This window comes from Methanofollis tationis (genome assembly GCF_013377755.1).
Lineage (GTDB): Archaea > Halobacteriota > Methanomicrobia > Methanomicrobiales > Methanofollaceae > Methanofollis > Methanofollis tationis.
Genome location: NZ_JABXWR010000001.1, coordinates 796,781 through 823,001, shown reverse-complemented (window position 1 = coordinate 823,001; position 26,221 = coordinate 796,781). Strand labels below are relative to the sequence as shown.

At 60.2% G+C, this 26,221-nt stretch carries 21 protein-coding genes, 1 tRNA gene and 2 rRNA genes; 15 read left to right on the top strand and 9 right to left on the bottom strand.

Annotated features, from left to right (window positions below; genetic code table 11):
- Positions 1 to 132 precede the first annotated feature (132 nt).
- From ppsA to HWN36_RS04200, 7 genes are all read left to right on the top strand, one after another.
- Entirely contained in the window at positions 133 to 2,424 is a 2,292-nt protein-coding gene (gene ppsA, locus HWN36_RS04230; protein WP_176788216.1) for a phosphoenolpyruvate synthase, read from the top strand.
- Positions 2,417 to 3,514, top strand: coding sequence for a tyrosine decarboxylase MfnA (mfnA, locus tag HWN36_RS04225; RefSeq protein WP_176788215.1), 1,098 nt, complete (start codon positions 2,417 to 2,419; stop codon positions 3,512 to 3,514). Before ppsA ends, mfnA begins: the two co-directional genes overlap by 8 nt.
- Positions 3,507 to 4,058 (top strand): hypoxanthine/guanine phosphoribosyltransferase, encoded by a 552-nt coding sequence (gene hpt / locus HWN36_RS04220; protein ID WP_176788214.1) that lies wholly within the window; start codon positions 3,507 to 3,509, stop codon positions 4,056 to 4,058. Before mfnA ends, hpt begins: the two co-directional genes overlap by 8 nt.
- On the top strand, positions 4,036 to 4,989 hold the full coding sequence (gene dph2, locus HWN36_RS04215; protein WP_176788213.1) for a diphthamide biosynthesis enzyme Dph2: 954 nt from the start codon (positions 4,036 to 4,038) through the stop codon (positions 4,987 to 4,989). Before hpt ends, dph2 begins: the two co-directional genes overlap by 23 nt.
- A gap of 145 nt (positions 4,990 to 5,134) precedes the next feature.
- A complete protein-coding gene (locus HWN36_RS04210; protein WP_176788212.1) occupies positions 5,135 to 5,437 on the top strand; it encodes a hypothetical protein in 303 nt (100 codons plus the stop codon).
- A 47-nt stretch (positions 5,438 to 5,484) separates the two neighbouring features.
- Positions 5,485 to 6,102 (top strand): METTL5 family protein, encoded by a 618-nt coding sequence (locus HWN36_RS04205; RefSeq protein ID WP_176788211.1) that lies wholly within the window; start codon positions 5,485 to 5,487, stop codon positions 6,100 to 6,102.
- The gene (locus HWN36_RS04200; RefSeq protein ID WP_176788210.1) at positions 6,096 to 7,274 is read left to right on the top strand and encodes an MFS transporter; all 1,179 of its coding nucleotides are present in this window, start codon (positions 6,096 to 6,098) and stop codon (positions 7,272 to 7,274) included. Before HWN36_RS04205 ends, HWN36_RS04200 begins: the two co-directional genes overlap by 7 nt.
- A gap of 259 nt (positions 7,275 to 7,533) precedes the next feature.
- On the opposite strand, the gene HWN36_RS04195 is transcribed toward HWN36_RS04200, so the two are convergent.
- The 5 genes from HWN36_RS04195 to cofG are packed head-to-tail and all read right to left on the bottom strand — an operon-like array spanning position 7,534 to position 10,516.
- Positions 7,534 to 7,839 (bottom strand): ferredoxin-thioredoxin reductase catalytic domain-containing protein, encoded by a 306-nt coding sequence (locus HWN36_RS04195; protein ID WP_176788209.1) that lies wholly within the window; start codon positions 7,837 to 7,839, stop codon positions 7,534 to 7,536.
- 32 nt (positions 7,840 to 7,871) lie between these two features.
- A complete protein-coding gene (purQ, locus tag HWN36_RS04190; protein WP_176788208.1) occupies positions 7,872 to 8,582 on the bottom strand; it encodes a phosphoribosylformylglycinamidine synthase I in 711 nt (236 codons plus the stop codon).
- On the bottom strand, positions 8,579 to 8,824 hold the full coding sequence (gene purS, locus HWN36_RS04185) for a phosphoribosylformylglycinamidine synthase subunit PurS (RefSeq protein WP_004037860.1): 246 nt from the start codon (positions 8,822 to 8,824) through the stop codon (positions 8,579 to 8,581). The genes purQ and purS overlap by 4 nt, the downstream gene beginning before the upstream one ends.
- 4 nt (positions 8,825 to 8,828) lie before the next feature.
- Positions 8,829 to 9,536, bottom strand: coding sequence for a phosphoribosylaminoimidazolesuccinocarboxamide synthase (gene purC, locus HWN36_RS04180; protein WP_176788207.1), 708 nt, complete (start codon positions 9,534 to 9,536; stop codon positions 8,829 to 8,831).
- On the bottom strand, positions 9,533 to 10,516 hold the full coding sequence (gene cofG, locus HWN36_RS04175) for a 7,8-didemethyl-8-hydroxy-5-deazariboflavin synthase subunit CofG (protein WP_176788206.1): 984 nt from the start codon (positions 10,514 to 10,516) through the stop codon (positions 9,533 to 9,535). The genes purC and cofG overlap by 4 nt, the downstream gene beginning before the upstream one ends.
- A gap of 148 nt (positions 10,517 to 10,664) precedes the next feature.
- On the opposite strand from cofG, the gene cofC reads away from it, so the two are divergent.
- Positions 10,665 to 11,297, top strand: a complete 633-nt coding sequence (gene cofC / locus HWN36_RS04170) for a 2-phospho-L-lactate guanylyltransferase (RefSeq protein WP_176788205.1) — start codon at positions 10,665 to 10,667, stop codon at positions 11,295 to 11,297.
- Here the strand turns inward: cofC and cofE are convergent.
- The 4 genes from cofE to glyA are packed head-to-tail and all read right to left on the bottom strand — an operon-like array spanning position 11,232 to position 14,909.
- Positions 11,232 to 12,035, bottom strand: coding sequence for a coenzyme F420-0:L-glutamate ligase (gene cofE, locus HWN36_RS04165; protein ID WP_176788204.1), 804 nt, complete (start codon positions 12,033 to 12,035; stop codon positions 11,232 to 11,234). The two genes, cofC and cofE, sit on opposite strands and share 66 nt — an antisense overlap.
- The gene (gene folP / locus HWN36_RS04160; protein ID WP_176788203.1) at positions 12,032 to 12,841 is read right to left on the bottom strand and encodes a dihydropteroate synthase; all 810 of its coding nucleotides are present in this window, start codon (positions 12,839 to 12,841) and stop codon (positions 12,032 to 12,034) included. Before folP ends, cofE begins: the two co-directional genes overlap by 4 nt.
- On the bottom strand, positions 12,823 to 13,668 hold the full coding sequence (gene folD / locus HWN36_RS04155) for a bifunctional methylenetetrahydrofolate dehydrogenase/methenyltetrahydrofolate cyclohydrolase FolD (RefSeq protein WP_176788202.1): 846 nt from the start codon (positions 13,666 to 13,668) through the stop codon (positions 12,823 to 12,825). Before folD ends, folP begins: the two co-directional genes overlap by 19 nt.
- The gene (gene glyA, locus HWN36_RS04150) at positions 13,665 to 14,909 is read right to left on the bottom strand and encodes a serine hydroxymethyltransferase (protein ID WP_176788201.1); all 1,245 of its coding nucleotides are present in this window, start codon (positions 14,907 to 14,909) and stop codon (positions 13,665 to 13,667) included. The genes folD and glyA overlap by 4 nt, the downstream gene beginning before the upstream one ends.
- Before the next feature lie 543 nt (positions 14,910 to 15,452).
- Here glyA and HWN36_RS04145 point away from each other — a divergent pair.
- The 7 genes from HWN36_RS04145 (at position 15,453) to HWN36_RS04115 (ending at position 26,163) form a co-directional block, all read left to right on the top strand.
- Positions 15,453 to 15,962 carry a hypothetical protein gene (locus HWN36_RS04145; RefSeq protein WP_176788200.1) on the top strand — a complete coding sequence of 170 codons (510 nt, stop codon included), beginning with the start codon at positions 15,453 to 15,455 and terminating at the stop codon, positions 15,960 to 15,962.
- 11 nt (positions 15,963 to 15,973) lie between these two features.
- Complete coding sequence (gene smc / locus HWN36_RS04140) at positions 15,974 to 19,414, top strand: chromosome segregation protein SMC (protein WP_176788199.1); 3,441 nt, start codon at positions 15,974 to 15,976, stop codon at positions 19,412 to 19,414.
- Positions 19,407 to 20,117: a segregation/condensation protein A gene (locus tag HWN36_RS04135; RefSeq protein ID WP_176788198.1), complete on the top strand. Its 711-nt coding sequence runs from the start codon at positions 19,407 to 19,409 to the stop codon at positions 20,115 to 20,117. The genes smc and HWN36_RS04135 overlap by 8 nt, the downstream gene beginning before the upstream one ends.
- Positions 20,092 to 20,577, top strand: a complete 486-nt coding sequence (gene scpB / locus HWN36_RS04130) for an SMC-Scp complex subunit ScpB (protein ID WP_176788197.1) — start codon at positions 20,092 to 20,094, stop codon at positions 20,575 to 20,577. The genes HWN36_RS04135 and scpB overlap by 26 nt, the downstream gene beginning before the upstream one ends.
- A gap of 941 nt (positions 20,578 to 21,518) precedes the next feature.
- Positions 21,519 to 22,986 (top strand): 16S ribosomal RNA (locus HWN36_RS04125).
- A gap of 70 nt (positions 22,987 to 23,056) precedes the next feature.
- Positions 23,057 to 23,128 (top strand) — tRNA-Ala (locus HWN36_RS04120).
- A gap of 109 nt (positions 23,129 to 23,237) precedes the next feature.
- Positions 23,238 to 26,163 (top strand): 23S ribosomal RNA (locus HWN36_RS04115).
- The 16S and 23S rRNA genes sit together here with 1 tRNA gene alongside, the layout of an rRNA operon.
- The last annotated feature ends 58 nt before the right edge of the window (positions 26,164 to 26,221 follow it).

The following is a 26,221-nucleotide window of genomic DNA, read 5'->3' as shown; positions in this document are numbered from 1 at the left end:
TTTGGTATTGTCTGCCCTGAACAGGTCCGTTCGCCCATACTTTTACCACCTGCATCCTCCCGGCGGCGGGGGAGAAACCATAAAAGGGAAATCTATAATATTCGTCAGGCGTATCATATAGGTGGTGCGATAATGACCGAAATGCCCAACATTTTGTGGCTCGAAGCGATTTCAAAGGATGATATCCCTCTGGTCGGGGGAAAAGGTGCCTCCCTCGGTGAAATGGCGTCTGTCGGGCTGCCTGTGCCGAAAGCATTTGTGGTGACCGCCCAGGCCTTCAGAAAGTTTCTTGTCCAGACCGGACTTGAAGACTCCCTCTTTGACCTGCTCACCGATGTCGACGTCGAAAACAGCGAGGAACTCGAAGACGTTTCCAGGAATGTCAAAAACCTGGTCCTCGACGCGAAGATGCCCGACGATATCAGGGAGGAGATCATCCAGGCATACGGGAAGATGGGGCCGGACAACATGGTCGTCGCCGTCCGTTCCAGTGCCACGGCAGAAGACCTTCCTGATGCCAGTTTCGCCGGACAGCAGGAGACGTATCTGAACATCAGAGGCGATGCGGCGGTCGTTGAGGCGGTGCAGATGTGCTGGGCCTCTCTATACGGCGCCCGCGCCATCTATTACCGGGCAAAACAGGGCTTTGACGACCGGACCGTCAATATCGCGGTCGTCGTCCAGCAGTTGATCCGTTCTGAAAAGTCCGGCGTCATGTTCTCGTCGCACCCCGTGACCGGCGAACCCCTCACGATCATCGAGGGTTCCTGGGGGCTTGGTGAGGCGGTGGTCTCTGGCAGCGTCTCCCCGGACAAATATGTCTACGACCGCCGCTTGAAGAAAGTCTTCGACCGGATGATCTCGAAGAAGGAATATATGATCGTCCCGGTCGGCGACCACGGCACCGAACTTGTGGAGATCCCGAAAGACCGGCAGGACGAACCGATCCTCTCGGACGCCGAGGTCGAGGGGCTCGCCGCCTTCGCCGAGATCTCTGAGGAGCACTACAATGTTCCGCAGGATATCGAGTGGGCGATCGTCGGCAGCACGATCTACATCCTCCAGTCCAGGCCGATCACCACCATCGGCATGAGCACAAAGGCGAAAGGTGCGGGAAGCCAGAGTACAGGTGCAGTCCTTCTCGAAGGCAACGGCGCATCGCCGGGCGTCGCAAGCGGCCCGGTGATCATCGTTCACGACATCAAAGACCTGGGGAAGGTGAAGGAGGGCGACATCCTGGTGACAAAGATGACCAACCCCGACATGGTCCCGGCCATGCGGAAGGTTGCGGGCATCGTTACCGACGAGGGCGGCATGACCTGCCACGCGGCGATCGTCTCCCGCGAGCTCGGCACCCCTGCGGTCGTCGGCACGAATAAGGCGACCAAGACCTTGAAAGACGGGGATATCATCACCCTCGACGGCGAGAAAGGCATCGTCTACGAGGGTGCCGCATCGGTGGCCGCGGCCCCTGCCGCTGTCATGGCGGCCGCCGCACCGGGCGCAGCCATTGCGGCAGCGCCGATCATCACGGCGACGAGCATCAAGGTGAACGTCTCCCTTGCAGAGGCTGCGGCCAGGGCCGCCGCCACCGGTGCGGACGGCGTCGGTCTCCTGCGGATCGAACACATGATCCTGGGCATGAACAAGACGCCGGGCTGGTACATCTCCCAGAACAAAGAAGAGGAGTTTATCACCGAGCTCTACAACGGCATCAAGGTCGTCCTCGACGCTTTCCCGGGCAAACCGGTCTGGGTCAGGACGCTCGACGCACCGACCGACGAGTTCCGCAACATGCTCGGCGGCGAGTCGGAACCAATCGAGCACAACCCGATGCTCGGCTGGCGCGGCATCCGCCGCGACCTCCAGAGCCCGGACCAGTTCAGGATGCAGATCGAGGTCTTCAAGCGTCTCTGGGACAGGGGCTATGACAACCTCGGGCTGATGTTCCCGCTGGTCGGTCACCCCGACGAGTTCCTGAAGGCAAAGGCGCTCATCGCCGGGTGGGGTGTGGACGTGGACGCCGTCGAACTCGGCATCATGGTCGAGATCCCCTCTTCGGCGATCCTGATCGAAGACTTCTGCAAGGCTGGCATCTCGTTTGCCTCCTTCGGGACAAACGACCTGATCCAGTACACCCTTGCCATCGACCGGAACAACGAACTCGTCTCCTCGATGTACAGGCCCAAACACCCGGCCGTGCTCAAACTGATCAGGGACGCCATCGCCGTCTGCCGCCAGTATGGGGTCGAGTGCTCCATCTGCGGCCAGGCGGGTTCAGACCCGAAGATGGTGGAATGGCTCATTGAAAACGGTATCACGAGTGTTTCGGCAAACATCGACGCCATCCAGAAGATCAGGGAGACGGCGGCGCGGACCGAAAAGAGGATGATCCTCGACGCTGTGAGACTTAAAAATGCGTGAATCCGGTATCTCTGAAGAGGAACTTTTTTCCTTCCTCTCCCTTAAAAAAGGGGAGGACTCCCGCTACCATCATGTGCTCAGCTCGATGTGCACACTCCCTCACCCCGTTGCGGTGCGGGCGCACCAGATGTTCATCGAGGCGAATCTCGGCGATCCCGGCCTCTTCAGGGGTGCCGCTTCGGTTGAGAGCCTGCTGGTGGAGCGGGTCGGTTCCCTCCTTCACCACCCGGGGGCCGGCGGCTACGCCACCTCGGGCGGGACCGAATCGAATCTGCAGGCCCTCAGGATCTTCAGGAAGATGAAGGGCTCGCGCCGCCCCAACGTCGTCGTCCCTGAGTCGGCGCACTTCTCCTTCGAGAAGGCCTGCGACATCCTCTGTATCGAGATGCGGACCGTGCCCTGCGATCAGACCTTCAGGATGGACCCCGACGCCCTGCAGGAGCGTCTCGACGCCGATACCTGCTGCATCGTCGGGATCGCCGGGACGACCGAGTACGGCGTTGTCGACCCCATCGCTACGATCGCCGGGATCGCCCATGATCACGGGATCCCGCTCCACGTGGACGCCGCCTTCGGCGGTTTTGTCATACCGTTCCTGAAACGGCCGATCCCCTTCGACTTCTCCCTGCCCGGTGTTGCGAGCGTCGCCGTGGATCCGCACAAGATGGGGATGAGCACCATACCCTGCGGGTGCCTGCTGGTGCGCGAGCCCTCGTGGTTCAACCTCCTCAACGTGGACACGCCCTACCTGACCGTGAAGCAGGAGTGCACCCTTGCGGGCACGCGCTCGGGCGGTGCGGTCGTCGGCGCCTTTGCGGTGCTCGAGTTTCTCGGCAGGGAAGGCATGCGCGCCGTTGTCGAAGGGTGCATGAAGAACACCGCGCGGCTCATCGATGGGATGGAGACCTTCGGCTACCGGCGTGCGGTCACGCCCGACCTGAACGTGGCGACCTTCGAAGGGGGTGCGGTCCTCCCTGGATGGCACGTCTCCTGGACCAGACGGGGGCATATGCGCATGGTCATGATGCCCCATGTCCACCGCAGCGTCATCGAAGAATATCTCAGAGAGACAGGTGAACTACATGCTTAACAGACTGATCGCATCGCTGGAGTCCTGCCCGATGGTCAGGCGGGGAGAATACAACTATTTCATCCACCCGATCACCGACGGCGTCCCTCTCCTTGAGCCCTCCCTCCTGCGCGAGGTGGCGTGCGCCATGGTCTGCGTAATGGACCTCCAGGGCGTCGACAAGATCGTGACCGCCGAGGCGATGGGCATCCATATCGGCACCGCCCTCTCGATGATCACCGACATCCCGCTCAATATCATGCGGAAACGGCAGTACTCCCTCCCGGGAGAGGTCGCCGTGGACCAGTCGACCGGCTACTCGAACGGGCGCCTCTACCTGAACGGGATCGAGAAGGGCGACCGGGTCGTGGTGATCGATGACGTGATCTCCACCGGCGGCACGCTGAAGGCCGTCATTGCCGCCCTTGAGCGGGCAGGCGCCGAGGTCGTCGATATCTGTGTCGTGATCAGGCGCGGCGACCCTGATGTCGGGCGCCCGGTCAGGACGCTGGTCGGCATCGAGGTCGATGAAAAAGGGGTCCATGTCGTCGATACCTTCAGGTGAACTTGCTGAGCGGATCAGGCAGACCGGCGCCCGGAGGATCGTCCTCCAGATCCCGGACGGGCTGAAACGGCAGGCTGTCCCCCTTGTACGGGCGCTCAGAGCCGAAGGCATCGAGGTGGCGGCGGTCGCCGGAGACCCCTGTTACGGCTCCTGCGACCTCTCCCTCGACGCCGTCGCCCTCACCGGTGCCGACCTCCTCGTCCATATCGGCCACGCCCCGGTCGACGAGCGGGAGGGTGTGCTCTTCGAGCACCTTCCCTTCGACTTCGACCCGGCGGTGGTGGCGGCTGCCGTCCCGTTGCTGACCGGACCGACCGTCGGCCTGGTCACCACGGTCCAGCACGCCCACCTCCTCGAGGGGGTCGCCGCCGTTCTGGGGGAGTACGGGATCGCCACCGAAGTGGCAGACGAGGGCGGGCGCACCCCTCTCGCCGGCCAGGTGCTCGGGTGCAGCTATGCAAATGCCCGGGCCCTCACCGCCCCCGAGATCCTCTACGTCGGCACCGGCGTCTTCCACCCGATCGGTGTCCAGATGGCGACTCAAAGGCGGGTCATCGCCCTCGATCCCTATACCGGCGACGTGCAGGAGGTCTCTGCCGACCGTCTTCTTCGCCGACGTTTCGCCCTGATCGAGCGCGCACGCGGGGCCGAATCGTTCGGGATCCTCCTCTCCACCAAGAGCGGGCAGGCACGCCCCGCCCTTGCAGAGCGCCTTTTAGCCCTCTCGGAACGGGCAGTGGTGATCACGATGCGGGAGGTGACCGCCGCCGAGATGACCAACTTCGGCTGCGGGGCCTACGTGAACACTGCCTGCCCGCGCCTTGCCTACGACGATCAGGTCCGCTTCCCGGTGCCCCTCCTCACCCCGCAGGAGTTCGAGATCCTCTGCGGGGTGCGGGCGTGGGAGGACTACGCCATCGACGAGATCTAAAAGAGGAAGGTATTTCGATCCCGAAGGCGAGGTCCTGTCATGAACAGGAGACTCAGGTGCGCCCTCATCTTTCTCGTTGCCGTCGCCGGGTTCTCCGCTCTTTTTTTTCTTCTCGACTGTCGCAGGGTCGTCGGGATATATCGGTGTGATACCCGGCGCCTCTGCGCCTGGAGGCCAATATGTTCTCGTCCACCTCACCGCAGAGGATTTCGGCGCGCATCCTGCACTCTTTGACCTTGTGGTGGAGGAAAAGAAGGTGCGCCGCCCCACCTCTCTCTTCTTTCTCCCGCCTCCAGGAGACGACTGGAGTGCAATCGTCCTCAATGGGGAAGAGGACCAGGCCCTGTGGTGGACGTACATGTTTGTGCGGCAGGCGAACGGCACCGCCGTTCCGGCGGTCATCGAATATAACGGGATATACTGCCGGCTGGCGTGCTCTCAGGGCTGATCTCTCCGGCACGTTCATCCCTCTCTCCTCCCAAGTATTCTGCAGACATGCGCCTGCGGCACCTTGAGATGACCCTCCAGAAACTTTCCGGTTTTCCCTCTCCCAAACCGGCCCTGGAGCAGTATGCAACGCCGGCCGAGGTCGCCGCCCGCCTGCTCTTTCATGCGGCGGGTGAAGGGGCGATCGAGGGGAAACGGGTGCTCGACCTCGGGTGCGGCACCGGCATCCTCGCCTGCGGTGCGAGGCTTCTGGACGCTGCCATGGTCGCCGGGATCGATTGCGACCGCGGGGCCCTCAGGGTGGCGCAGGAGAACGCGCGCTCCCTCGATATCGAGGTGGCCCTGATCCGCGGCGAGGTCGGCCCGGCTTTTCCCCTGCGGACCGACTCGTTCGACACGGTCGTCATGAACCCGCCTTTCGGCGCGCAGCAGCGTCATGCCGACCGGCCGTTCATCGATTGCGCCATCACTGCCGCCCCGGTGATCTACGGCATCTTCAATGCCGGTTCGCGCCCCTTTGTCGAGCGTTACATCGAGGGCCGGGCCGGGATCACCGCCGCCGTCGGCGGCGCCTTCACCATCCCCAGAACATTTGCCTTCCACCGCCGCGAGCGGATGGACATTCCGGTGGAGATCCTGAAGATCGAGCGGGAGAGCCCATGCTGAAAGAGCTCAGGTCAGTCCTCGGCCTTTCGCTTGGCCACTTCGTCATCGACATCTATTCGCCGGTCATCCCTGCTGTCCTGCCCGTTCTCATCGCAACGCACGGCTACTCGTACTTCCTTGCCGGTCTCCTTGTCGCTGCCTTTAACATCACCTCCTCCCTCCTCCAGCCCACGGTCGGATGGCTCTCAGACCGGAGGGACGTCACCGTCCCCTTCGCCGTCCCCTTCGTGCTCACCTCGGTCTGCATCGGGGTCTTCGGGTTCATCGGCGACTACCCGGTCCTCCTCGTCTGCTCGGCCTGCGCTGCCTTCGGGGCCGCAATCTTCCACCCCGGCGCTCTCTCTGCCGTGAACAGGCTGACAGAGGCAGAGAACCGCGGCAGACTCACGTCGATCTTCGTCATCGGCGGCAACTTCGGTTTTGCCGTCGGCCCGGTCTTCGCCGCGGTTGCTGTCGGGGCGTTCGGCCTGCCCGGTCTGATCTTCCTGGTCATCCCCGGCCTCCTGACCGCCGCCTTCTCCAGGCTGATTTTTCCGGCCCCTGACGGTATGGAGAGAACGGCTGTTGTTTCGGCTGCAGTGCGCGATCCCATCCAGTTCCGCCCGATCGCCATGGTGATCGGGGTCGGGGCCCTGCGGTCGTGGGCGATCTTCGCCTCCATCGCCTTCCTTCCTGCCTACTTCCACGACCACCTCGGGGTCGACATCCTCATGGCAAACACCCTTGTCTCCCTCACCCTCCTCGCCGGCGTGATCGGGCAGTACGTCGGTGGCGCCCTCTCTGACATCTTCGGCCGCAAGGAAGTGACCGTCCTCGGCCTTGCCGCCTCGATACCCCCATTTGCGCTCTTCCTCCTCACCTCGGGGCCGGTCTCCTATGCCGCCCTTCTCGTCTTCGGCTTCTTCCTCTGGTCCACCTTCTCGGTCACGGTGGCGATGGCGCATGAAGTGATGCCGGGCAACGTCGGTTTCGCCTCCGGGCTCATGCTCGGCCTTGCCGTCGGGGCCGGTGGCATCGGGGTCGCGGTAAGCGGCGTTCTCGCTGATGCCTTCTCCCTTGAAGCAGCCCTTTCCACTCTCGCCCTCCCACTGATTGCGGCGGTGGCGCTGGCAGTGGCGGTGCCCTATCCCTGGAAACGGTTCGGGCACCTGAGCACCGGAGAAACCCGGTGAAAAAATATGAGCGCTTCGCTCTTGCGTGTCGGGTAGCGGTGGCAATGTTCCCCGTCTGGATCTTCCTCACGGCCCGTTCGTGTAGGGAGGTTCGGGGGTGATAACCCCCGGCGGGCAGTGCGGGGAAGGCAGTTGATTGGCAAGCCCACACGCGGGGGCAAACCCCGGAGGGGCAGGGGGCCCATCCGGGGGATGGGAGCCGGTGGGGAAAAAAGTTGGTGAAAGGGCGAAGAACGGAAAAATGTGAGCGCTTCAGGCGCTACTCTTCAGACGTTTTTTCTCTGAAATAGAGGTGGCAGTGACACTGCCCGTCCTTCTCCACCTCGTCGCGGTGGTAGATGCAGGGGCAGATGATCTTTCTGTCCTCGTCGGGGTCGCCGCTCCTGATCCGGCAGGGGCAGTACTGCTCGCCGAAACGGACAGTGTTCCGTGCAAGCCCCCTGATGACGGTCTTGAGTTGTTTATCATTGGGGTTGAGGGTCCATCCGTTCTGCCTGGCGTACTCCTCCGCCCACTTCAGGATCTCCTCTTCGAGCTCTTCCTGCGTGATCTCTGCCATGTGCATCACTTGTCCCCTTCTGACTTGACCTTTCCCCTTTACGCCCGGGGACCCACTTCTTCGATGCTCCTGATCATGCCAAGGAAGATCCGTTTTCCGTCGGCCGAACCGAGCACCTCCTCAGAGGCGCGCTCGGGGTGGGGCATCAGGCAGAGCACGTTCTTCCCCGGGCCGCCGAGCACCCCGGTGATGTTCTCCGCGGCGCCGTTCGGGTTGGCCGCCGGGGTGACATTCCCGTCGGCGTCACAGAAGCGGAAGGCGACCCGCCCCTCTGCATTCAGGCGGGCGAGTTCCTCGGGAGATGCGACATACCTGCCCTCCTTATGCGCGATCGGGATCCTGATCACCTCGCCCTCCCGGTACAGGCGGGTGAACGGGGACGCCGTTGTCTCGACCCGCAGGCAGACCGGCCGGCAGATGAACTTCGGGGTGGCGTTCGTCGTGAAGGTGCCGGGCACAAGCCCGCTCTCGGCTCCGATCTGGGCGCCGTTGCAGATGCCCAGCACAAGCCCGCCGGCCGCGGCGTGTCGCCTTATGCCATCCATCACCGGCGTCCGGGCGGCGATTGCTCCCGCCCTGAGGTAGTCGCCATAGGAAAAGCCGCCGGGTATCACGATGGCGTCGTAATCCTTTGTGATCCCGTCCTTATACCAGACGAGGTCGCAGTCGACGCCGCAGACATCGGAGACGGCATGCACCACATCGCGGTCGCAGTTGCTCCCTCCGAACTGGACCACCGCAAACCTCATGCGCCGACCTCGACCTCGTAGCGGTGGATCACCGGGTTTGCAAGCAGCCGTTCGCACATCTGCTCTGCCACGGCCTGCGCCGCCTCTTTGTTCTCCGCATCGAGGGTGATGTAAAATACCCTCGCGGTGCTCAGGGATCCGGTCGAGAAACCGAGGTTTGCAAGGGCGTGCTGAATTGCCCGCGCTTCAGGGTCGAGCATGCCTTCTTTCAGTGCAATGGTGATCTTTGCCGTGTACTTCATCTTTTCACGCTCCGGTCAGCCGTTCTGCAACGGCGGCATAGGTGGCCATTACGTCTCCTTTGTCAAAGCGGTAGACGTCCTTGTCCATAGAGGTGCGGGTCTTCTTATCCCACAGGCGCATCGAGTCCATGGAGATCTCATCGCCGAGCAGGATCTCGTCGCCGTGCCGCCCGAACTCCAGCTTGAAGTCGACGAGGTCGAGGCCGATCTCGTCGATACGCTCTCTGAGGAGGTCGTTGATCCTCAGGGCGGTCTGCTTCACGCCTGCGATCTCGTCGGCGGTCATCAGCCCGAGGGCGACGATGATCTCCTCGTTGATCATCGGGTCATGGCGGGTATCGTCTTTGTAATCGAGGACGATCACCGGGGGATCCAGGGGTGCGCCCTCCTCGAAGGGGTAGTTCCGGACAAGGGAACCCGCGGCGATGTTTCTGACGATCACTTCGACCGGGATCATCTTCAGGGGTCGGACGATCATCGTCCGCTCGTCCTCCATCCGCACGAAGTGGGAAGGAACCCCGTTTGCCCTGAGATATTCGAAGAGATATGCCGAAACGCGGGCGTTATAGATCCCTTTCTCGGCGAGTTCGTCCTTCTTTGCGCCGTCGAAGGCGGTGATGTCGTCCCTGAACTTCACGATCAGTTCGTCGGGGTTGTCCGAGCGGAAGACGGACTTTGCCTTTCCGCGGTAAATGGGTTCCTGTTCAGTCACAAAGACCTCTCCTCAATCTGGTTCTGGAGGCGGCGGATCAGCGCCGCCAGCCCTTTCGGGTACCATCCTTTCCTGATGAACCCCGGGTAAATGCAGAGGCGCTCGCGCAAACATGCGTCCCCGAGCAGCCCTTTCAACTCCTCGATCTGCGGCCAGGGATGCTCGGGGTTCACATAGTCGATGGTGAGCGGGGAGACCCCGCCGAGATCGTCGACGCCACACCTGATCAGGGCGGCGGCGTCGGCCAGGTTCGGCGGGATCTGGACGGCGACATCTGATGGGAGGATCTCCCGCGCAAGGGTGATCGTCTCTGCAAATTCAGCCGTCGGCACGGTTGCAGCCCCCCCCATCTCGGTGCCTTCTTTCGGGCAGAAGTTCTGGATGATGACCTCCTGGATATGGCCGTAGCGGCGGTGCAGCCCTGCGATCACCTGGAGGGACTCCTCCCGGTCTGCGGGGGTCTCGCCGATCCCGATCAGGAGCCCGGTCGTGAAGGGGATCCGGAGTTTGCCGGCGTCCTCCATCATGGCGATCCGTACGGCCGGGTCCTTTCCCGGAGAGTTCCGGTGTGCCGGGACATCTGCGGTGGTCTCGAGCATCAGCCCCATGCTGGCGTTCACCTCCCTGAGGCGATCGAGTTCCCCGTAGGTGAGCACCCCGGCGTTGGTGTGCGGGAGGATCCCTGCCGATATGGCGTACTCGCAGAGATCATAGCAGTAGTCGAGAATGTCGCCGTAGCCGAGCGCTGCAAGGTGATCTGAAAAACCGGAAACCTCGCCGGGACGCTCCCCGAAGGTAAAGAGCGCCTCGGTGCATCCGGCCTTCACACCTGCCTCAATGGTCAGGCGCGCCGCGGCCGGCGTCATCACGCACCCCTCTCTCACCGGTGTCTTAAAGCAGCAGTAGCTGCAGGCGTTTGTGCAGACGGTGGTGAGCGGGAGGAAGACGTTCCGTGAAAAGGTGATCACCCTGCGGTGCATGCAGGTACCATTCCCCCTCAACCTTCATGTAACCTTCGCGGCTGAACGGCGCGGGGATTTTCTGGCGACCGGGGGACAGGTCAGGTCACCGGTACAGGCGATAGCAGAACCCATGGCTTTTTTGGGTATCCCGCCAACCTCTGGTGGAATGGCCATTGACGCAGTCATCCCCTTCAAACCGAAAAATCCCAAGACCCGCCTCTCCTGCGTGATGGAGCAGGAGGAGCGCGAGGCCTTCGCACGGGCCATGCTTTCTGACGTCATCGCCGCCGCGCAGGCCGGGGGGTGCTCTCCCCTGCTCCTCTGCACCGCACCTTATGACCGCCCGGACGCGCGGATCCTGCTCGACCCGGACGGCCTGAACGAATCCTTGAACCGCCTCCTTGCGACGTCGAAGAGCCCGGTCCTCATCATCATGGCCGACCTCCCGCTCGCAGACGGCGCCGCCGTCTCCAGATTGGTATCGACCGCCGCCGATATGGCGGTGGTGCCCGGACGGGGCGGCGGGACGAACGCAATCTTTCTGCGGGAGCCCTCGCGGTTTCGGGTCAACTACTATGGTGCAAGTTTCTTGAAGCACATGCAGATCGCAATGGACGCCGGTCTCTCCGTGGACGTTGTGGACTCGTTCAGGCTCCATACCGACGTGGACGAAAAAGAGGATCTGGTCGAGGTGCTCATCCACGGACGGGGCGAGGCCCGCCGCTGCCTCGAATCACTCGGTTTTACCCTCTCGATCGAAGGCGGAAGGGTCGGCGTGAAGCGCGGCGCCCATAAATAGACACGCTGAAGCCTCGATGGTCGGGATGCCCGCCTCCTCTCCCATCTCGATACCGGTGCCGCGCACCAGCACGGCCGGGACGCACTCGTCGGCCTCGCCCATCAGCAGTTCCGCGGCCGACGCCAGGCAGTCTCCGACGGCGCGCTTGGTCACCTCAAGCTTCCTGCCGAAGAGATCAGAGCGCCCGGCCTCGTCGACGACTGCCCTGAGGCCGGCGCACCCGATGGCGACCCCGCTGCAGCCGAGGCGCATTGCGTGGGTCCGTGAATCGATGATGAGCACGCCGGCGTTCACGCCCCGCCGCTCCCTGATCGCCGTCCTGAGGCGCGCAGCACTCCCGTTCGGGTCTGCGGGCAGGGGAACGACCATTCCCTCGGGAGCGTTGGAGTGGTCCACACCGGCGTTCGGGAGCAGGGTCCCGTTTTTCAGGGTGAGAAGATAGCCCGGAATACCGCCGACGACGCGGTCTGACTCCCTGAGCACCACTTCGGCGATCCTGGGCTCGATCGCATGGCGGTCGGCGAGGCGGAGTGCCTCTTCCGAGGGGACGACGTCGTCCAGACGGACGGCGCGGCCCTCGGCGGTCGCCAGTGCCGACTCAGCGACAAGGACGATATCGCCGTCGGCCACCCCGGCGCACGGCGCCGCATCGGCGGCCGCAAGCACCGCCGCCGCAATGTCGTCTCCCTCACTGATCAGGCCGGTATGCAGGGCGTAGACACAGAACCACTCGCTCATGATCCATCCTCCAGCTTTCTGACTACAAAAAGAGCGTCGTGCGTCTCGGCCACATCATGGGCCCGCACCATGTCGGCTGACGGGAGGAGGCGTGCCGTCAGGGCAAGCGTCCCTGCAAGCCGCTCTTCAGACGATCTTCCCAGGAGGTCGCCGATGAACGATTTTCTCGATATGGCGAGGAGCACCGGAAAACCCGGTTCCCGAAACCGCCTGAAATTTCTGCAGAGGTCCCAGTCGTCCTCGAAGGTCCGCTCGGGCGTCCACCTGCCGACGCCCGGGTCAAGGATCAGGTCTTCGATCCCGGCGGCGTCGGCCCGTCCGGCCACTTCACACAGTGCGGCGAGTGTGGCGGCCGTGCCGCGAGGATCTCCGGGGATGCGCTGCGCTGCCATTGCGATCACCGGGAGGCCGGCATCGGCGGCGATGGCGGCGTATTCAGGGTTTGAAAGCCCGCCGATATCGTTGATCGCATGGATATCGTGGCGGAGGCATGCCTCCAGCACTGCAGGGTGCATCGTGTCCACCGAGACGGTGACGCCGCTCCCGTCCATGCAGACAAGGGCCGCCGTGATCCGCTCGATCTCCTCCTGCACGCTGATGGGCCGCGACCCCGGCGCCGTCGAGCGGGCCCCGACGTCCACGAGGTCGGCCCCCGCGCCTGTCATCGAGAGCGCCCGCTCCAGCACGTCGCTCCTCGGGACATACGAACCTGGAAAAAAGGATTCAGGGCTGCAGTTGATCACGCCCATCAGGCGGACCGGGGCTCCGCCCCCGATCGCCATCCCGTTTACAGTACACGGGTGCATGAGTTCGCCCGGGCCGCTCTGAAGGTGTTTTCCATCAGGGCTGCGATCGTCATCGGCCCGACACCGCCGGGGACCGGGGTGATTGCGGAGGCCTTCTCTTTCACCGCTTCGAAATCGACGTCGCCACAGAGTTTTCCGTTTTCATCGTGGTTGATCCCGACGTCGACGACCACCGCGCCTTCCTTCACCATCTCTGCCCTCACGAAGTTTGCCCTTCCGATAGCGGAGACCAGGATATCGGCCTGCCGCATGATCGCGGGGAGATTCTGCGTCTTTGAGTGGCAGATCGTCACCGTTGCGTTGGCGTTTATGAGCAGGGCGGCCATCGGCCTTCCCACGTCCACGCTGCGCCCGACGACGACGGCATTTTTTCCCTCAGTCTCGATCCCGTATTCGGCCAGGATCGTCATGATCCCCTGCGGCGTGCAGGGAACAAATGCCGGGTGGCCTGAGAAGAGTTTCCCGAGGTTCGTCGGGTGGAAGCCGTCGACGTCCTTTGCCGGGAGAACGGCCTCGATCACCCGTTCGGTGTCCACCCGGTCGGGGAGCGGCAGCTGCACCAGGATGCCGGCAATGTCGCAGTCATTGTTCAGGCGGTTCACCGCCGCCAGCACCTCCTGCGTCGTCGCCTCGGCCGGGAGTTCGATCCCGACCGATCCGATCCCGACACGTTCGCAGGCCCGGTGTTTCATCCTGACATACATCTGCGAGGCCGGGTCCTGCCCCACCAGCACCGTGGCGAGGTGGGGGTAGAGGCCTGCGTCCTCGATCTGCTCCTTCAGGATTTCGAGCCTCTTTTCAGAGAGCGCCTTGCCGTCGAGTATCATTCTGTTACCGCGTAGATTGGGAATTTGCTCGCGAGTGCCTCGACCTCCTTCCTGACCGCTGCAATCTTCTCCTTGTTCTCGATGTCGTTGAGGACGGTGGCGATGAAGGTGCCGATCTGCTTCATCTCCTCTTCTTTCATGCCGCGAGAGGTGATGGCCGGGGTGCCGATCCGAAGCCCGCTGGTCACGAACGGCGAGAGGGTCTCGCGCGGGATCGTGTTCTTGTTCACGGTGATCCCGGCGTCGTGAAGGGTGTTCTCTGCCTGAAGGCCGGTGAGCCCCTTGTCAGAGAGGTCGAGGAGCATCAGGTGGTTGTCGGTGCCGCCCGAGACCAGGCGCAGCCCTTCTGCATCGAGGGTTGCGGCGAGGGTCTGTGCGTTTTTGATGATCTGTTTGCAGTATTCCTTATAGGACGGCTTGAGCGCCTCCCCGAAACAGACCGCCTTTGCGGCGATGATGTGCATGAGCGGGCCGCCCTGCAGACCAGGGAAGATTGCCTTGTCGATCACCTGGGCGTACTCCTGTTTGCACATGATGGCGCCGCCGCGCGGTCCGCGGAGAGTCTTGTGCGTCGTCGTGGTGGTGAAGGGGAGAACGTCGATCGGTGAATTGTGCAGGCCCGCGGCGACGAGGCCGGCGATATGGGCGATGTCGGCGACACAGTACGCACCTACTTCTTCAGCGATCTCGCCGAAGGCCTTGAAGTCGATCTCGCGGGGGTATGCGGAGGCGCCGCAGACGATCATCTGCGGCTTCTCTTTCCGGGCCATTGCGGCGATGTCGGCATAGTCGAGCCGCTCGGTCTCATGGTCGACACCGTACTGGACGACCTTGTACATCTTGCCCGAGAAACTCACCGGCGAACCGTGGGAGAGGTGACCGCCCTCGGAGAGTTTCATCGACATGATCTTGTCGCCGTAGTTGATGGTGGAGAAGTAGACCGCCATGTTGGCGCCTGAACCCGAGTGGGCCTGGACGTTGGCATGTTCGGCGCCGAAGAGCTGGCAGAGACGGTCGCGTGCAAGGTTCTCGGCGATATCATAATATTCGCACCCGCCGTAGTAGCGCTTGCCAGGATACCCTTCTGCATACTTGTTGGTGAGGATCGAACCGGTGGTCTCGAGGACGGCCTTTGAAACGATGTTCTCCGATGCGATCAGTTCAAGGCCGTTGGTCTGCCGGAGGCGCTCCATTTCAATAATATCTGCGACTTCTGGATCTGTGTTGGCAAGACTGGACATGTACAGAAACATCTCTTTGATCGGTATTATGTCTTCGTTCGGTGCCGGGAGATAAATGGCGTCGTCTCGCGGGGATACCGATCTGCCGGAGGGATCAGGGCGGTATTGCGGTCGGAATGATTCGCCGGTGTTCGGGCTTAATCCAGTCATGATGAGATGTAATGGCTTTTTTTCCAGCGCCGGTCAGGTTTTTGGTCCTTCCTGCCAGCAAGGCGCGAATGAACCGGCCTCTGTATCGAACCGTTCGTCCGGTCTCTCCTGAACGTGCCGGCGCAGGTGTGGCATGCTCTCCTATCGCCTCTTTTTAAGGCTCATGCCCTGCCCCGGGGCTGTTTGGGGGAGAGGCTGGAGGGGCAGAGCGTGGCGAGGGAGGTTGTAATCAGTGTCCATGCCGTGCGCTTCCGGGAAACCCCGGTGAAAAGAGCACAATCCTTATAGGGCAATAGAAACATCTTTATTTTGAGGGAGAATATGCTCAAAAAGGATGCCAAAGTGAAATTTCTTGAGCATCAACTTGAAGAGAGGGAGAGGGAGATAGTGTCAATGCGGGACTCTGAAAAGACCTTTGTGACGCCGGAGGACGAGCGCATCTATCGGATGGAGCAGCGCATGAAAGATATGGATGCGCTGGTGAAAGGGCTCACCGAGGAGGTGCTCGATCTCAAGACGATCACCATGAAACTCTATCGGGCATTTGAGGCGCGTGCCGAGGCAGAGAAGGCGGCGAGAGCAAAGGTTGTCGTGGTTGAGCCGCCGGCGACGCCGGCCCCAGAACCGGTACAGCGCACGGCGCCTCAGAGACAGAAGGTTGCCCCTGCCCCCGTTCCTGCCCCTGTCGAGGAGGACGATGCCGATATGGACCTGATCATGCAGTCCGACGGCACGCTCAAGCGTGAGCGGCGGGAGAAGTCGTCATATATCATCGCACCCACAAAGTACCAGGCCCCGGCCGGTCTGATGAGCGAGGGACGGAAGGGTAGCCGGCGGAGTTCGGAGAAGAAGTCCGGCGGTATCATCTATGCAGAGGACGATGACGATACCATCACTAAATAAGGGGCTGCCGGGTGTATATCACCGGAATTGAGATTGATAATTTCAAGTCTTTTTCAAAAAAGACTTCAATTCCATTTTTAGATGGTTTTACCGTCATATCGGGTCCGAATGGGTCAGGAAAAAGCAATATCATAGACAGCCTGCTTTTTGCCCTTGCCCTCTCGAGCTCGCGCGGTCTGCGCGCCGAGAAGCTCACCGACCTGATCAATCTCAATTCAGGCAGGAACACCGCCGAGGTGGCGATCACCTTCTCGGACGGCACCGAGATCAGGCGGCGGATCAAGCGAACAGCATCGAGTTACTATTCGTATAACTATCTCAACGGCCGCCTCGTCAAGCAGAACGATATCGTTGAGCTCCTTGCAAAATATGGGATCAAACCCGAGGGCTATAATGTGGTGATGCAGGGCGACATCACCAGGATCATGGAGATGAGCGACTTCGAGCGGCGGAAGATCATCGACGAGATCGCAGGAGTCGCTGAGTTCGAGGGCAAGAAGGTCAGGGCTCTTGAAGAGCTGGAGGTGGTCAGGGAGCGGATCGAGCGCGAGGAGGTGGTGCTCTTCGAACTGAATGCCCGTCAGGAAGAACTGAAGCACGAGCGGGAGCAGGCGCTCGCCTACCGGCACTGGAAAGAGCAGCTCGATCACTTTCAGAACTGCCGGGCCGCGGCGCACCTGCGCGAGATGGAGCGGGAGCACGGGCGCCTCCTGGGGACGATCGGGGAGGAGCGGATCGCCCTCGATCGCACCCTCTCTGATCTCGGGATCGAGGAGAACGATCTGGCGTACCTGCGGGACGACCTTGTGGACGCCGATGCCGAGATCAACGAGAAGAGCGGCTCAGAGTATCTGCGGCTGATATCGGCGCTTGAAGAGGCGAAAGGAAAGATAAAGGTCGCCGAAGGCACGATCGCGCGGCTGAAAAAGGATAAGGAAGGTAATCTGGAGGGGATCAACCGGGCGTATCTCGACGAGAAAAGGGCTGCGGAGCGGGTGGTGCAGTGCACAGGCCAGGTCCGCACCCTCTCGATCGACCGGGCAAACCTCTCGATGGAACTCGCCGCTGCCAGAGCGGTGATTGAAAATCTCGATAAAGAGATTTCTCGGGGAGGAAAAGCGGCGGAAGACCTCAAGGATCGTCTGTTTGCCCTGATGCAGGAGGCCGAGGAGAAGAAGGCCCGGCGTTCGGCGCTGCTCCGCGAGCAGGATCTCCTTATCGAAAAGAGCCGGATGCGGACCTCGGAGATGGAGAGGCTCGAGTCCCGCCTGGCCGCGATCAGGAAGGGGGATGACGACCTCCTGAAAGAGATCGCAGGGGCGAAGAAAGGGTCTGCTGATCTTGCGGTCGAGAAGACCGCCCTCGACCGAAAACTTTCCGAGGCTGAAAGTGCCCTCTTCGCGCGGCGCTCCTCGCTTGAACGGATAAAAAAGGAGATCCAGAACGACGAACGGGACCTGATGCGCCTCGAAGCCCAGCAACAGTCCCGCGGCGGTGCCGGGGGGGCCGCCCTTGAGGCAGTGCTCGCTATGGAGGGCGTTCGGGGCACGATCGCGCAGCTGGGCAGGGCGCCGCCTGAGTACGCCACGGCACTGGACGTGGCCGCCGGGGGCAAACTCCGCTACGTGGTGGCCGACGACGACGCCGTCGCCGCCGACGCGATCCGCTATCTCAAGGAGGAGCGGCTTGGCCGCCTTACCTTCCTCCCCATGAACAAGTTGCGGCCGCGGGAGTTCCCGACCGTCCGGGAGCGTGGGGTGATCGGGTATGCAAAGGATCTTCTCGCGTTTGGACCTGAGTACGATCTTGCGTTCCAGCAGGTGTTCGGGACGACGCTGGTCGTCGACACCATGGAAAACGCCCGCAGGCTCATCGGTCAGCACCGGATGGTCACGCTTGAGGGCGATCTCCTCGAAAAGTCCGGCGCGATGACCGGCGGCTATCTGAAAAAGAAGGGGGAAGGGGGTTTCGGGGCGGCGGTCGAGGACGGGATCGCCCGACTTTCCAGCGCGCTTGCCGGGAAGCGGGAGGAAGCCGCCGGCTTCGAACGCTCGATCGCGCGTCTTTCCGGGGAGGTTGATGAGGCCAGACGGCGGCGGGCCGAGATCGAGCAGGGGATCGCCCGGTACGGGCTCATCATTGAGGACTACGGGGGGCGCATCACTGCGCAGAAGGGTGAGGAAGAGGCCCTTTCCTCCTCGCTTGCCGCGCTGAAGGCAGAGGTGCAGCAGAGTGCTGGCGATCTTGCCGCCATCGAAACCGGGCTTGACGGAGTGGCTGACGCCCTCTCCCTCCTGAACGCCGATATCGGGGATCTCAAGAAGAAACTCGAGGACACCGATATCCCGCGTCTCACCGAGGAACTCGAACGGAAACGACGGGAGCATGAGGGGGTTGAGCGGCGCCTGCGAAACAAGGAGGCTGATATCGCCGACGCGCAGCGGGAGCGGCAGTACTTCGAAAAGCGTGTTGAAGAACTCTCTGAAGTGCGCGAGCGGTTTGTCAGGAAGAATGTCGAGATCGATGCCGAGATCGCTCTCTCTGCCGAAGAAATTGAGGGTGCCCGTGCCGAGATCGCCGCACTGGAAGAGCGGCAGAAGTCGTTCTCGGCAGAGCTCGATGAACTCCGAAAGAAGCGGGAGGAGATTGCCGGGGCGATCGGTGCGGCCGAAAAACGGGTGGCCGGACTGAACGCGCAGGCCGATCGCCTCCGCCTCCAGATCTCCTCCCTCCTGGAGAAGGCCGATGCGCTTCTGGCTGAGATCGAGGGCCTGCGCGGGCATGCCGGTGAGGAGACCGATCTCTCTCTGGCCGAGATCGAGGAAGGGATCGCCGCGGCCGATCGCGAACTCCGGGCGATCGGGGCGGTGAACATGCTTGCGATCGAGGAGTATGGGCGGGTCTGCGACCGGATCAGCGACCGGACCGCCAAAAAGGAGGTGCTTTCGGTCGAGCGGACCTCGATCCTGGAGAGGATCGAGCGTTTTGACCAGATGAAGTTTGAATCCTTTACCACGGCCTTCAGGGAGATCGATGCCCATTTCAGGGAAACATTCGCGCGGTTGACGGCAGGGAGCGGGCACCTTGTGCTGGAAAACCCCGAAGATCCGTTCTCAGGCGGACTCACCTTTGCCGTGCAGCCGCGCGATAAAAAGGTGCAACTGCTCTCGGCGCTTTCCGGCGGGGAGAAGTCCCTGACGACTCTTGCATTCCTCTTCTCGATCCAGAAATATCTGCCTGCCCCGTTTTACGCCTTTGACGAGGTGGATATGTTCCTGGATGGTTCGAATGTGGAGCAGGTCGCGGCCATGATCAGAGAACTTTCTCACACTGCGCAGTTCATCTCGGTTTCTTTGCGCAAACCGATGATCGACCGGGCCGATCGGATCATGGGCGTGACCATCAGGCCGGACAAGAGCACCCTTGTGACCGGTGTCGAAAATCATGCATGAAGAGCCAGTCGAGATCCTGGTCCAGCTCGCCGAGCGCGGCGAGATCGATCCCTGGAACATCGATATCGTCGAGGTGACCGATCGGTTCTTTGCCGAGCTGGAACGGTGCCGGGAACTGGACCTGCGGATCTCAGGAAGGACCCTTTTTTTTGCTGCAACCCTGTTGAGGATGAAGTCCGCGTATCTTGCTGCCGAGATCCCTGACGACCTCCCTGAGGAGGAGGCCGTTCCTGACGAAGAGGATGCGAGCTTTGGGTCTTTTGATCTTGCCGAGCCGATCGAGCAGCTTGAGCGCGAGATCCAGCGGCGAATCGGGCGGAAAAAGGTTCGCCGCCGGCCGGTTACCCTGTACGAGTTGATCACCGAGTTGAAGTCTGCAGAGAAGGAGGAGCGCAGACGCCAGCGCCAGCGTTCGGAGAGCGTGGACGAGCGGATGATCCGCGCCTCCGATGTGGTCTCGGTGGCCCATGATGAGGATTATCAGGCTGCTGCTTCGGCGGTGCTTGGTTGTTGCGACGCCATCGCCTCCGGTGGCGAGGTGAAACTGCGTGACATCTGCTCCTCTCTCAAGAAGGCGACGATGGAGGTCTATATCCCCCTGCTCTTTCTTATGCTTGAGGGAAAGGTTGATCTCCGGCAGGAGGAGTATTTTGGCGACCTTTATGTGAGGAGGATTGATGGTGGACAGAACGGCGATGCTTGAAGCGGCCCTTTTCGTTGCCGACGCGCCGGTGAACTACGGGGACCTGGCGAAGATCTTCGGCATAAAACCGGGAGAGGTTCCGGCACTCGCAGAGGATCTTTCGGCCAGGCTTTCGGCGCGCTCGTCCCCGCTTGAAGTGATCGATTCAGGCGAGAGCGTGTTCATGGTCTTGAAGGAAGAGTATGCCGTTCTGGTCTATCCGGTCATGCGTCCCGAGATATCGCGTGCAGTCCTGCGCACCCTCTCGGTGATCGCATACCGCCAGCCGATTCTCCAGAGCGACCTGATCGAGATCAGGGGGGGCGGGGCATATGCTCATGTGGAGGAGCTGGTCAAGCGCGATCTGGTGGCGCGCTACCGGAGCGGACGAAGTTATCTCCTCCAGACGACGCCTGAATTCTCCCGCTATTTCAAGACCTCGGACCTTGTAGGGGGACAGGGGCGCCTGGATCTCGATTAAATCTGTCGAGGGCGGGGAATGAAGATCCTCCCCGGCTGGTACGGCGATGAAAATGGCGTTTCTTTGTTCTCTCTGAGGTGGTGTTATGTGGGGGTCTTTTTTTCTCCCCGGGGATGACCGAAGAAGGGTATATATGTGTCAATGCCAGATTCTATTGGCACGCAACGGCGGCAGGACCGGTCCTGAACCGATCGGTCTTGAGATGTTTTATCGGGATCTGTCTCTTCCTTTAACGTCCCCTCCGTGGGTCGACTGCGAAGGTATATATCGTGAAAAGAACAACATTGTTGCCTTGCACTATGCGGGCCCGACGACACCGGCGAGACCGGAATCGGGCCTGAGATTTCAGAGGGAACACGCGGGTGATGCCTTTCTTTAACGTCCCCTTCGGGGGTCGACTGCCAAGGTATATATCCTGCACCGTCCAAGATGGTTACCTCACACTGTCAGCAACGACCCTGACGGATTATCTCGCTCCCCTTCCGGGGTGCGAAGGTATATATCCTGCCGAGTCCTATGTTGCTGGCACACGAGTGACTGACTGCCGAACACTCCGGCGAGACCGGAATCGGTAGGGGGCGATGTGTAATGGGGCGAAATCCCGGCAGCCGACCGGGACTGCAAGGGTTTATATCCTCGGAGCACAAATATCGTTCCCTCACGGGATGGCTGCACCGGGCCTCATACGCCTGATGCAGGGCGCTGCGAAGGGTTAATAACCTCGTGCGTTCAATACTGTAATCCCACGAAATCACTCGGAAGCGACGAATGCGTTCGCTTCCACACAAGGGACGCAGAGTTTGTTCTGCGTTTTGATGGAGAATCAAAATCACCGAAAAGGTCGGTGTTGATTCTGACGTTGGCATTGGCAATGCGGAAATCTGTTTAGTAACCGCTAATTCCTTTAGTTAAAACACAATCGATAGTGTGCCTACTTCAAAATTCTGGTTGATCCTGCCAGAGGTCACTGCTATCGGGGTTCGATTAAGCCATGCGAGTCGAGAGGGGTCAAGCCCTCGGCATACTGCTCAGTAACACGTGGACAACCTGCCCTAAGGTGAGGGATAACTCCGGGAAACTGGAGATAATACCTCATAGTTTACCATCGCTGGAATGCCTGGTAAGCCAAAGGTCCGCCGCCTTAGGATGGGTCTGCGGCCGATTAGGTAGTTGTTGGGGTAACGGCCCAACAAGCCTGTAATCGGTACGGGTTGTGGGAGCAAGAGCCCGGAGATGGATTCTGAGACACGAATCCAGGCCCTACGGGGCGCAGCAGGCGCGAAAACTTTACAATGCAGGCAACTGTGATAAGGGAACCCCGAGTGCCCGTATGGACGGGCTGTTCAGGTGCTTAAAAACCACCTGGAGAAAGGGCCGGGCAAGACCGGTGCCAGCCGCCGCGGTAATACCGGCGGCTCGAGTGGTGGCCACTATTACTGGGCTTAAAGCGTCCGTAGCTTGGTCGTTAAGCCTCTGGGGAAATCTTCCGGCTCAACCGGAAGGCGTCTCAGGGGAACTGGCGACCTAGGGATCGGGAGAGGTGAGAGGTACTCTGGGGGTAGGAGTGAAATCCTGTAATCCTCAGGGGACCACCTGTGGCGAAGGCGTCTCACCAGAACGACTCCGACAGTGAGGGACGAAAGCTGGGGGAGCAAACCGGATTAGATACCCGGGTAGTCCCAGCCGTAAACGATGCGCGTTAGGTGTATCGGTGACCACGAGTTACCGAGGTGCCGAAGGGAAACCGTGAAACGCGCCGCCTGGGAAGTACGGTCGCAAGGCTGAAACTTAAAGGAATTGGCGGGGGAGCACCACAACGGGTGGAGCCTGCGGTTTAATTGGACTCAACGCCGGACAGCTCACCGGGTAGGACAGCGATATGATAGTCGGGCTGAAGACTCTACTTGATCAGCTGAGAGGAGGTGCATGGCCGTCGTCAGTTCGTACTGTGAAGCATCCTGTTAAGTCAGGCAACGAGCGAGACCCACGCCAACAGTTGCCAGCACGGTCTCCGGACTGGTGGGGACACTGTTGGGACCGCCTCTGCTAAAGAGGAGGAAGGAATGGGCAACGGTAGGTCAGCATGCCCCGAATTACCCGGGCTACACGCGGGCTACAATGGACAGGACAATGGGTATCGACACCGAAAGGTGAAGGCAATCTCCTAAACCTGCCCTTAGTTCGGATTGCGGGCTGCAACTCGCCCGCATGAAGCTGGAATCCGTAGTAATCGCGTTTCAAAATAGCGCGGTGAATCTGTCCCTGCTCCTTGCACACACCGCCCGTCAAACCACCCGAGTGAGGTTTGGATGAGGCTGCGGTTGTTGCCGTAGTCGAATCTAGGTTTCGCAAGGGGGGTTAAGTCGTAACAAGGTAGCCGTAGGGGAATCTGCGGCTGGATCACCTCCTAATGAACTCGAGGGGATTGATGCGGTTACTGAACAGACCGTAAAGTTGCCAATGCCAGCCAAGGGAAATCGGGCTCATAGATCAGTGGGAGATCGCCGCCTTTGCGAGGCGGAGGCCGGGGGTTCAAATCCCCCTGAGTCCATTTCAATGCACCTGGAGATGCGAATCTGCAGGGAAGGGCTGAAGGTCAGATACCCTGACCTGAGGAGGCCGTGTAAAGGTATGCACAACGGGCGTCAAATGGGTTCAGCGGAAAGCTGGACAGAAGCCTGTCAGTGAATGGCTCGGTTCGAGTGCTGATGAAGGGCGTGCCAAGCTGCGATAAGCTCCGGGGAGAGGCATGGAATCTACGATCCGGAGATACCCTAATAGGACATCCTAACACTTCGGTGTTGATCCGTAAGGATCGGGAACCCCCCGAATTGAAACATCTTAGTAGGGGGAGGAAAAGAAATCAATCGAGATGTCGTAAGTAAAGGCGATCGAAAGCGACAGAGTTCAAACTGAATCCCTTCGGGGAGATGTGGTGTGGTAGGCCTGCCGTGTGGTTGTTGCGACGAAGTGGAAGTCCTCTGGAACGAGGTACCATAGGGGGTGATAGTCCCGTACACGTATGTCAATGCGACCTGGCAGAGTCCTGAGTACCGTGGGTTGGAATTCTCGCGGGAATCCGGGGGTCATCAACCTCCAAAACTAAATACACCTCGAAACCGATAGCGTATTAGTAGCGTGAGCGAAAGCTGAAAAGTAACCCTGAAAAGGTGGTTAAAAGCGCCTGAAATTGACAGGTTATAGTGTGTTACGGCGCCAAAGGATCTTCCATGCGAAGGAACCCGTCGCGAGGCGGTAGTACGGGTGTGGTTGCCAGTGTCGTAACTTACGTTTTGAAGAACGGGCCAGAGAGTTTATCTCATTGGCGAAGGTTAACCGTAGAGGGGAGCCGGAGCGAAAGCAACAAGTCCGTAGCCTTCGGGCATGGGACGGCGTATTAAAAGTGCGCGAAGTCAGTGGGATAAGACCCGAAGCCGGGTGATCTATGCGTGGGCAGGTTGAAGCGTGACGAAAGTTGCGTGGAGGACCGCCTGAGGTTTTGATATGCAAATCATTCTCGTGACCTGCGTATAGGAGTGAAAGATTCATCGAACCCGGCATCCGCTGGTTCCTTCCGAAACATGCCGTAGCATGACCTGGCCTGAGATCGTCGGTGAGGTAGAGCACTGATTGGGGGTAGCGGGGGAGAAATTCCTCGTCCTCCTGTCAAACTCCAAATTCCCCGACATCTAAGACGGCTGGAAGTCCGCATTACGGGGTAAGCTTGTAATGCGTAAGGGAGACAACCCAGACCGTGGTTAATGTCCCTCAATGTAGGCTCAGTGTCAACACTGAAAGGCGTCCTAGGCCAAAAACAACTGGAAGGTGAGCTCAGAAGCAGCTATCCTTCAAAAAGTGCGTAACAGCTTACCAGTCTAGGTTTAGGGCACTGAAAATGGACGGGGCTAAAGCCTACTACAGAGACCACGGAGCACCGTAAGGTGATCTAGTAGGAAGGCGTCCCGCATGGGTAGAAGCAGGGTCGTAAGTTCCTGTGGACCGTGCGGGAATGAGAATTCTGGCAGTAGTAGAAGCATAGATGGGTGAGAATCCCATCCGCCGAAGGGGCTAGGTTTCCTCAGCAATGTTCGTCAGCTGAGGGTTAGTCGGTCCTAAGATACACCGTAATGCGAGTGTGTCAACAGGGAAACAGGTTAATATTCCTGTACCATTCAATCTTTGCTTAGCAATAAGCGCTGACGCTTCGGGATATACCGGGCGGGGTCGTCGCCCCGTCTAAGCATGTAAGTCCGGGGAGTACCGTCATGGTGAGAACCGGGTGAAAGTGTGATAGGGAAACTTGGTAAATTCCTGGAGCCCATGAAAAGGCGATTGAATGTCCGTACCGAGAACTGACACAGGTGCCCCTAGCTGAATAGGCTAAGGCGTGTCGGATCAATCGTGTTAAGGGAACTCGGCAAAATGGCCCCGTAACTTTGGAAGAAGGGGTGCCTGCTTGGTGATCAAGCAGGTCGCAGTGACCAGGGGACTCTAACTGTCTAATAACAACATAGCTGACTGCAACTCCGTAAGGACTAGTATAGTCGGTGATTCCTGCCCAGTGCGAGTATCTGAACACCGGTTCCAACCGGACGAAGGACTCGTAAACGGCGGGGGTAACTATGACCCTCTTAAGGTAGCGTAGTACCTTGTCGCTTAATTGGCGACTTGCATGAATGGATTAATGAGAGTCCTACTGTCCCTAACACGAATCCGTTGAACCTTTTATCCTGGTGCAGAGGCCAGGGACCCCAAATGGGAAGTGAAGACCCCGTGGAGCTTTACTGCAGCCTGTCGCTGTAGTACGATATTCCTTGCGCAGTGTAGATGGGAGGCGTTATATCCGTTCCTTCTGGGGAACGGGGAGCCGTCGATGAGACACCATCCTTGGTTTGTTGTACTACTCACTCTTACGAGGACACCGATAGGTAGGCAGTTTGGGTGGGGCGCCACACCCTCGAAAAAATATCAAGGGTGCCCTAAGGTCAACTCATGTGAGTCAGAAACTCACAGAAGAGTGTCAAGAGCAAAAGTTGGCCTGACGCGATTATGAATAGCAAATAATCGCGAGAGGAAACTCGGGTCTAACGAACCAATACGCCCTTTTGGTGAGGGCTATTGACGACAGAAAAGCTACCCCGGGGATAACAGAGTCGTCGCCGGCAAGAGCACATATCGACCCGGCGGCTTGCTACCTCGATGTCGGTTCTTTCCATCCTGGCTGTGCAGCAGCAGCCAAGGGTGAGGTTGTTCGCCTATTAAAGGGGATCGTGAGCTGGGTTTAGACCGTCGTGAGACAGGTCGGTTACTATCTATTTGGGGTGTCAGGAGTCTGAGGGTAAGAAAGAAATAGTACGAGAGGAACTTTCTTTCGTCGCCACTGGTCGATCGGTTGTCCGACAGGGCAATGCCGAGCAGCTACGCGATAAGGGGTAAAAGCTGAAAGCATCTAAGCTTGAAACCCGGCCCAAAAAGAGACTCCGTTACAGGACATGGGTAAAAGACCCGCTTAATAGGCTTGGGATGTACGCACGAAGGCAACGACGTGTTCAGTCCGCAAGTACTAACGTCCAAATCCAGTTTTCCGTTGAACCCAGACGAAACCCGCTGTGCATACCTTTAAAATCTATAATCGATAACATTA

What these genes read in the sequence shown, in the direction of transcription:
- ppsA (WP_176788216.1), top strand. Translation starts at nt 133, where the DNA reads ATGACCGAAATGCCCAACATTTTGTGGCTCGAAGCGATTTCAAAGGAT.
- mfnA (WP_176788215.1), top strand. Translation starts at nt 2,417, where the DNA reads ATGCGTGAATCCGGTATCTCTGAAGAGGAACTTTTTTCCTTCCTCTCC.
- hpt (WP_176788214.1), top strand. Translation starts at nt 3,507, where the DNA reads ATGCTTAACAGACTGATCGCATCGCTGGAGTCCTGCCCGATGGTCAGG.
- dph2 (WP_176788213.1), top strand. Translation starts at nt 4,036, where the DNA reads ATGTCGTCGATACCTTCAGGTGAACTTGCTGAGCGGATCAGGCAGACC.
- HWN36_RS04205 (WP_176788211.1), top strand. Translation starts at nt 5,485, where the DNA reads ATGCGCCTGCGGCACCTTGAGATGACCCTCCAGAAACTTTCCGGTTTT.
- HWN36_RS04200 (WP_176788210.1), top strand. Translation starts at nt 6,096, where the DNA reads ATGCTGAAAGAGCTCAGGTCAGTCCTCGGCCTTTCGCTTGGCCACTTC.
- HWN36_RS04195 (WP_176788209.1), bottom strand. Translation starts at nt 7,839, where the DNA reads ATGCACATGGCAGAGATCACGCAGGAAGAGCTCGAAGAGGAGATCCTG.
- purQ (WP_176788208.1), bottom strand. Translation starts at nt 8,582, where the DNA reads ATGAGGTTTGCGGTGGTCCAGTTCGGAGGGAGCAACTGCGACCGCGAT.
- purS (WP_004037860.1), bottom strand. Translation starts at nt 8,824, where the DNA reads ATGAAGTACACGGCAAAGATCACCATTGCACTGAAAGAAGGCATGCTC.
- cofG (WP_176788206.1), bottom strand. Translation starts at nt 10,516, where the DNA reads ATGCACCGCAGGGTGATCACCTTTTCACGGAACGTCTTCCTCCCGCTC.
- cofC (WP_176788205.1), top strand. Translation starts at nt 10,665, where the DNA reads ATGGCCATTGACGCAGTCATCCCCTTCAAACCGAAAAATCCCAAGACC.
- cofE (WP_176788204.1), bottom strand. Translation starts at nt 12,035, where the DNA reads ATGAGCGAGTGGTTCTGTGTCTACGCCCTGCATACCGGCCTGATCAGT.
- folP (WP_176788203.1), bottom strand. Translation starts at nt 12,841, where the DNA reads ATGCACCCGTGTACTGTAAACGGGATGGCGATCGGGGGCGGAGCCCCG.
- folD (WP_176788202.1), bottom strand. Translation starts at nt 13,668, where the DNA reads ATGATACTCGACGGCAAGGCGCTCTCTGAAAAGAGGCTCGAAATCCTG.
- glyA (WP_176788201.1), bottom strand. Translation starts at nt 14,909, where the DNA reads ATGTCCAGTCTTGCCAACACAGATCCAGAAGTCGCAGATATTATTGAA.
- HWN36_RS04145 (WP_176788200.1), top strand. Translation starts at nt 15,453, where the DNA reads ATGCGGGACTCTGAAAAGACCTTTGTGACGCCGGAGGACGAGCGCATC.
- HWN36_RS04135 (WP_176788198.1), top strand. Translation starts at nt 19,407, where the DNA reads ATGCATGAAGAGCCAGTCGAGATCCTGGTCCAGCTCGCCGAGCGCGGC.
- scpB (WP_176788197.1), top strand. Translation starts at nt 20,092, where the DNA reads ATGGTGGACAGAACGGCGATGCTTGAAGCGGCCCTTTTCGTTGCCGAC.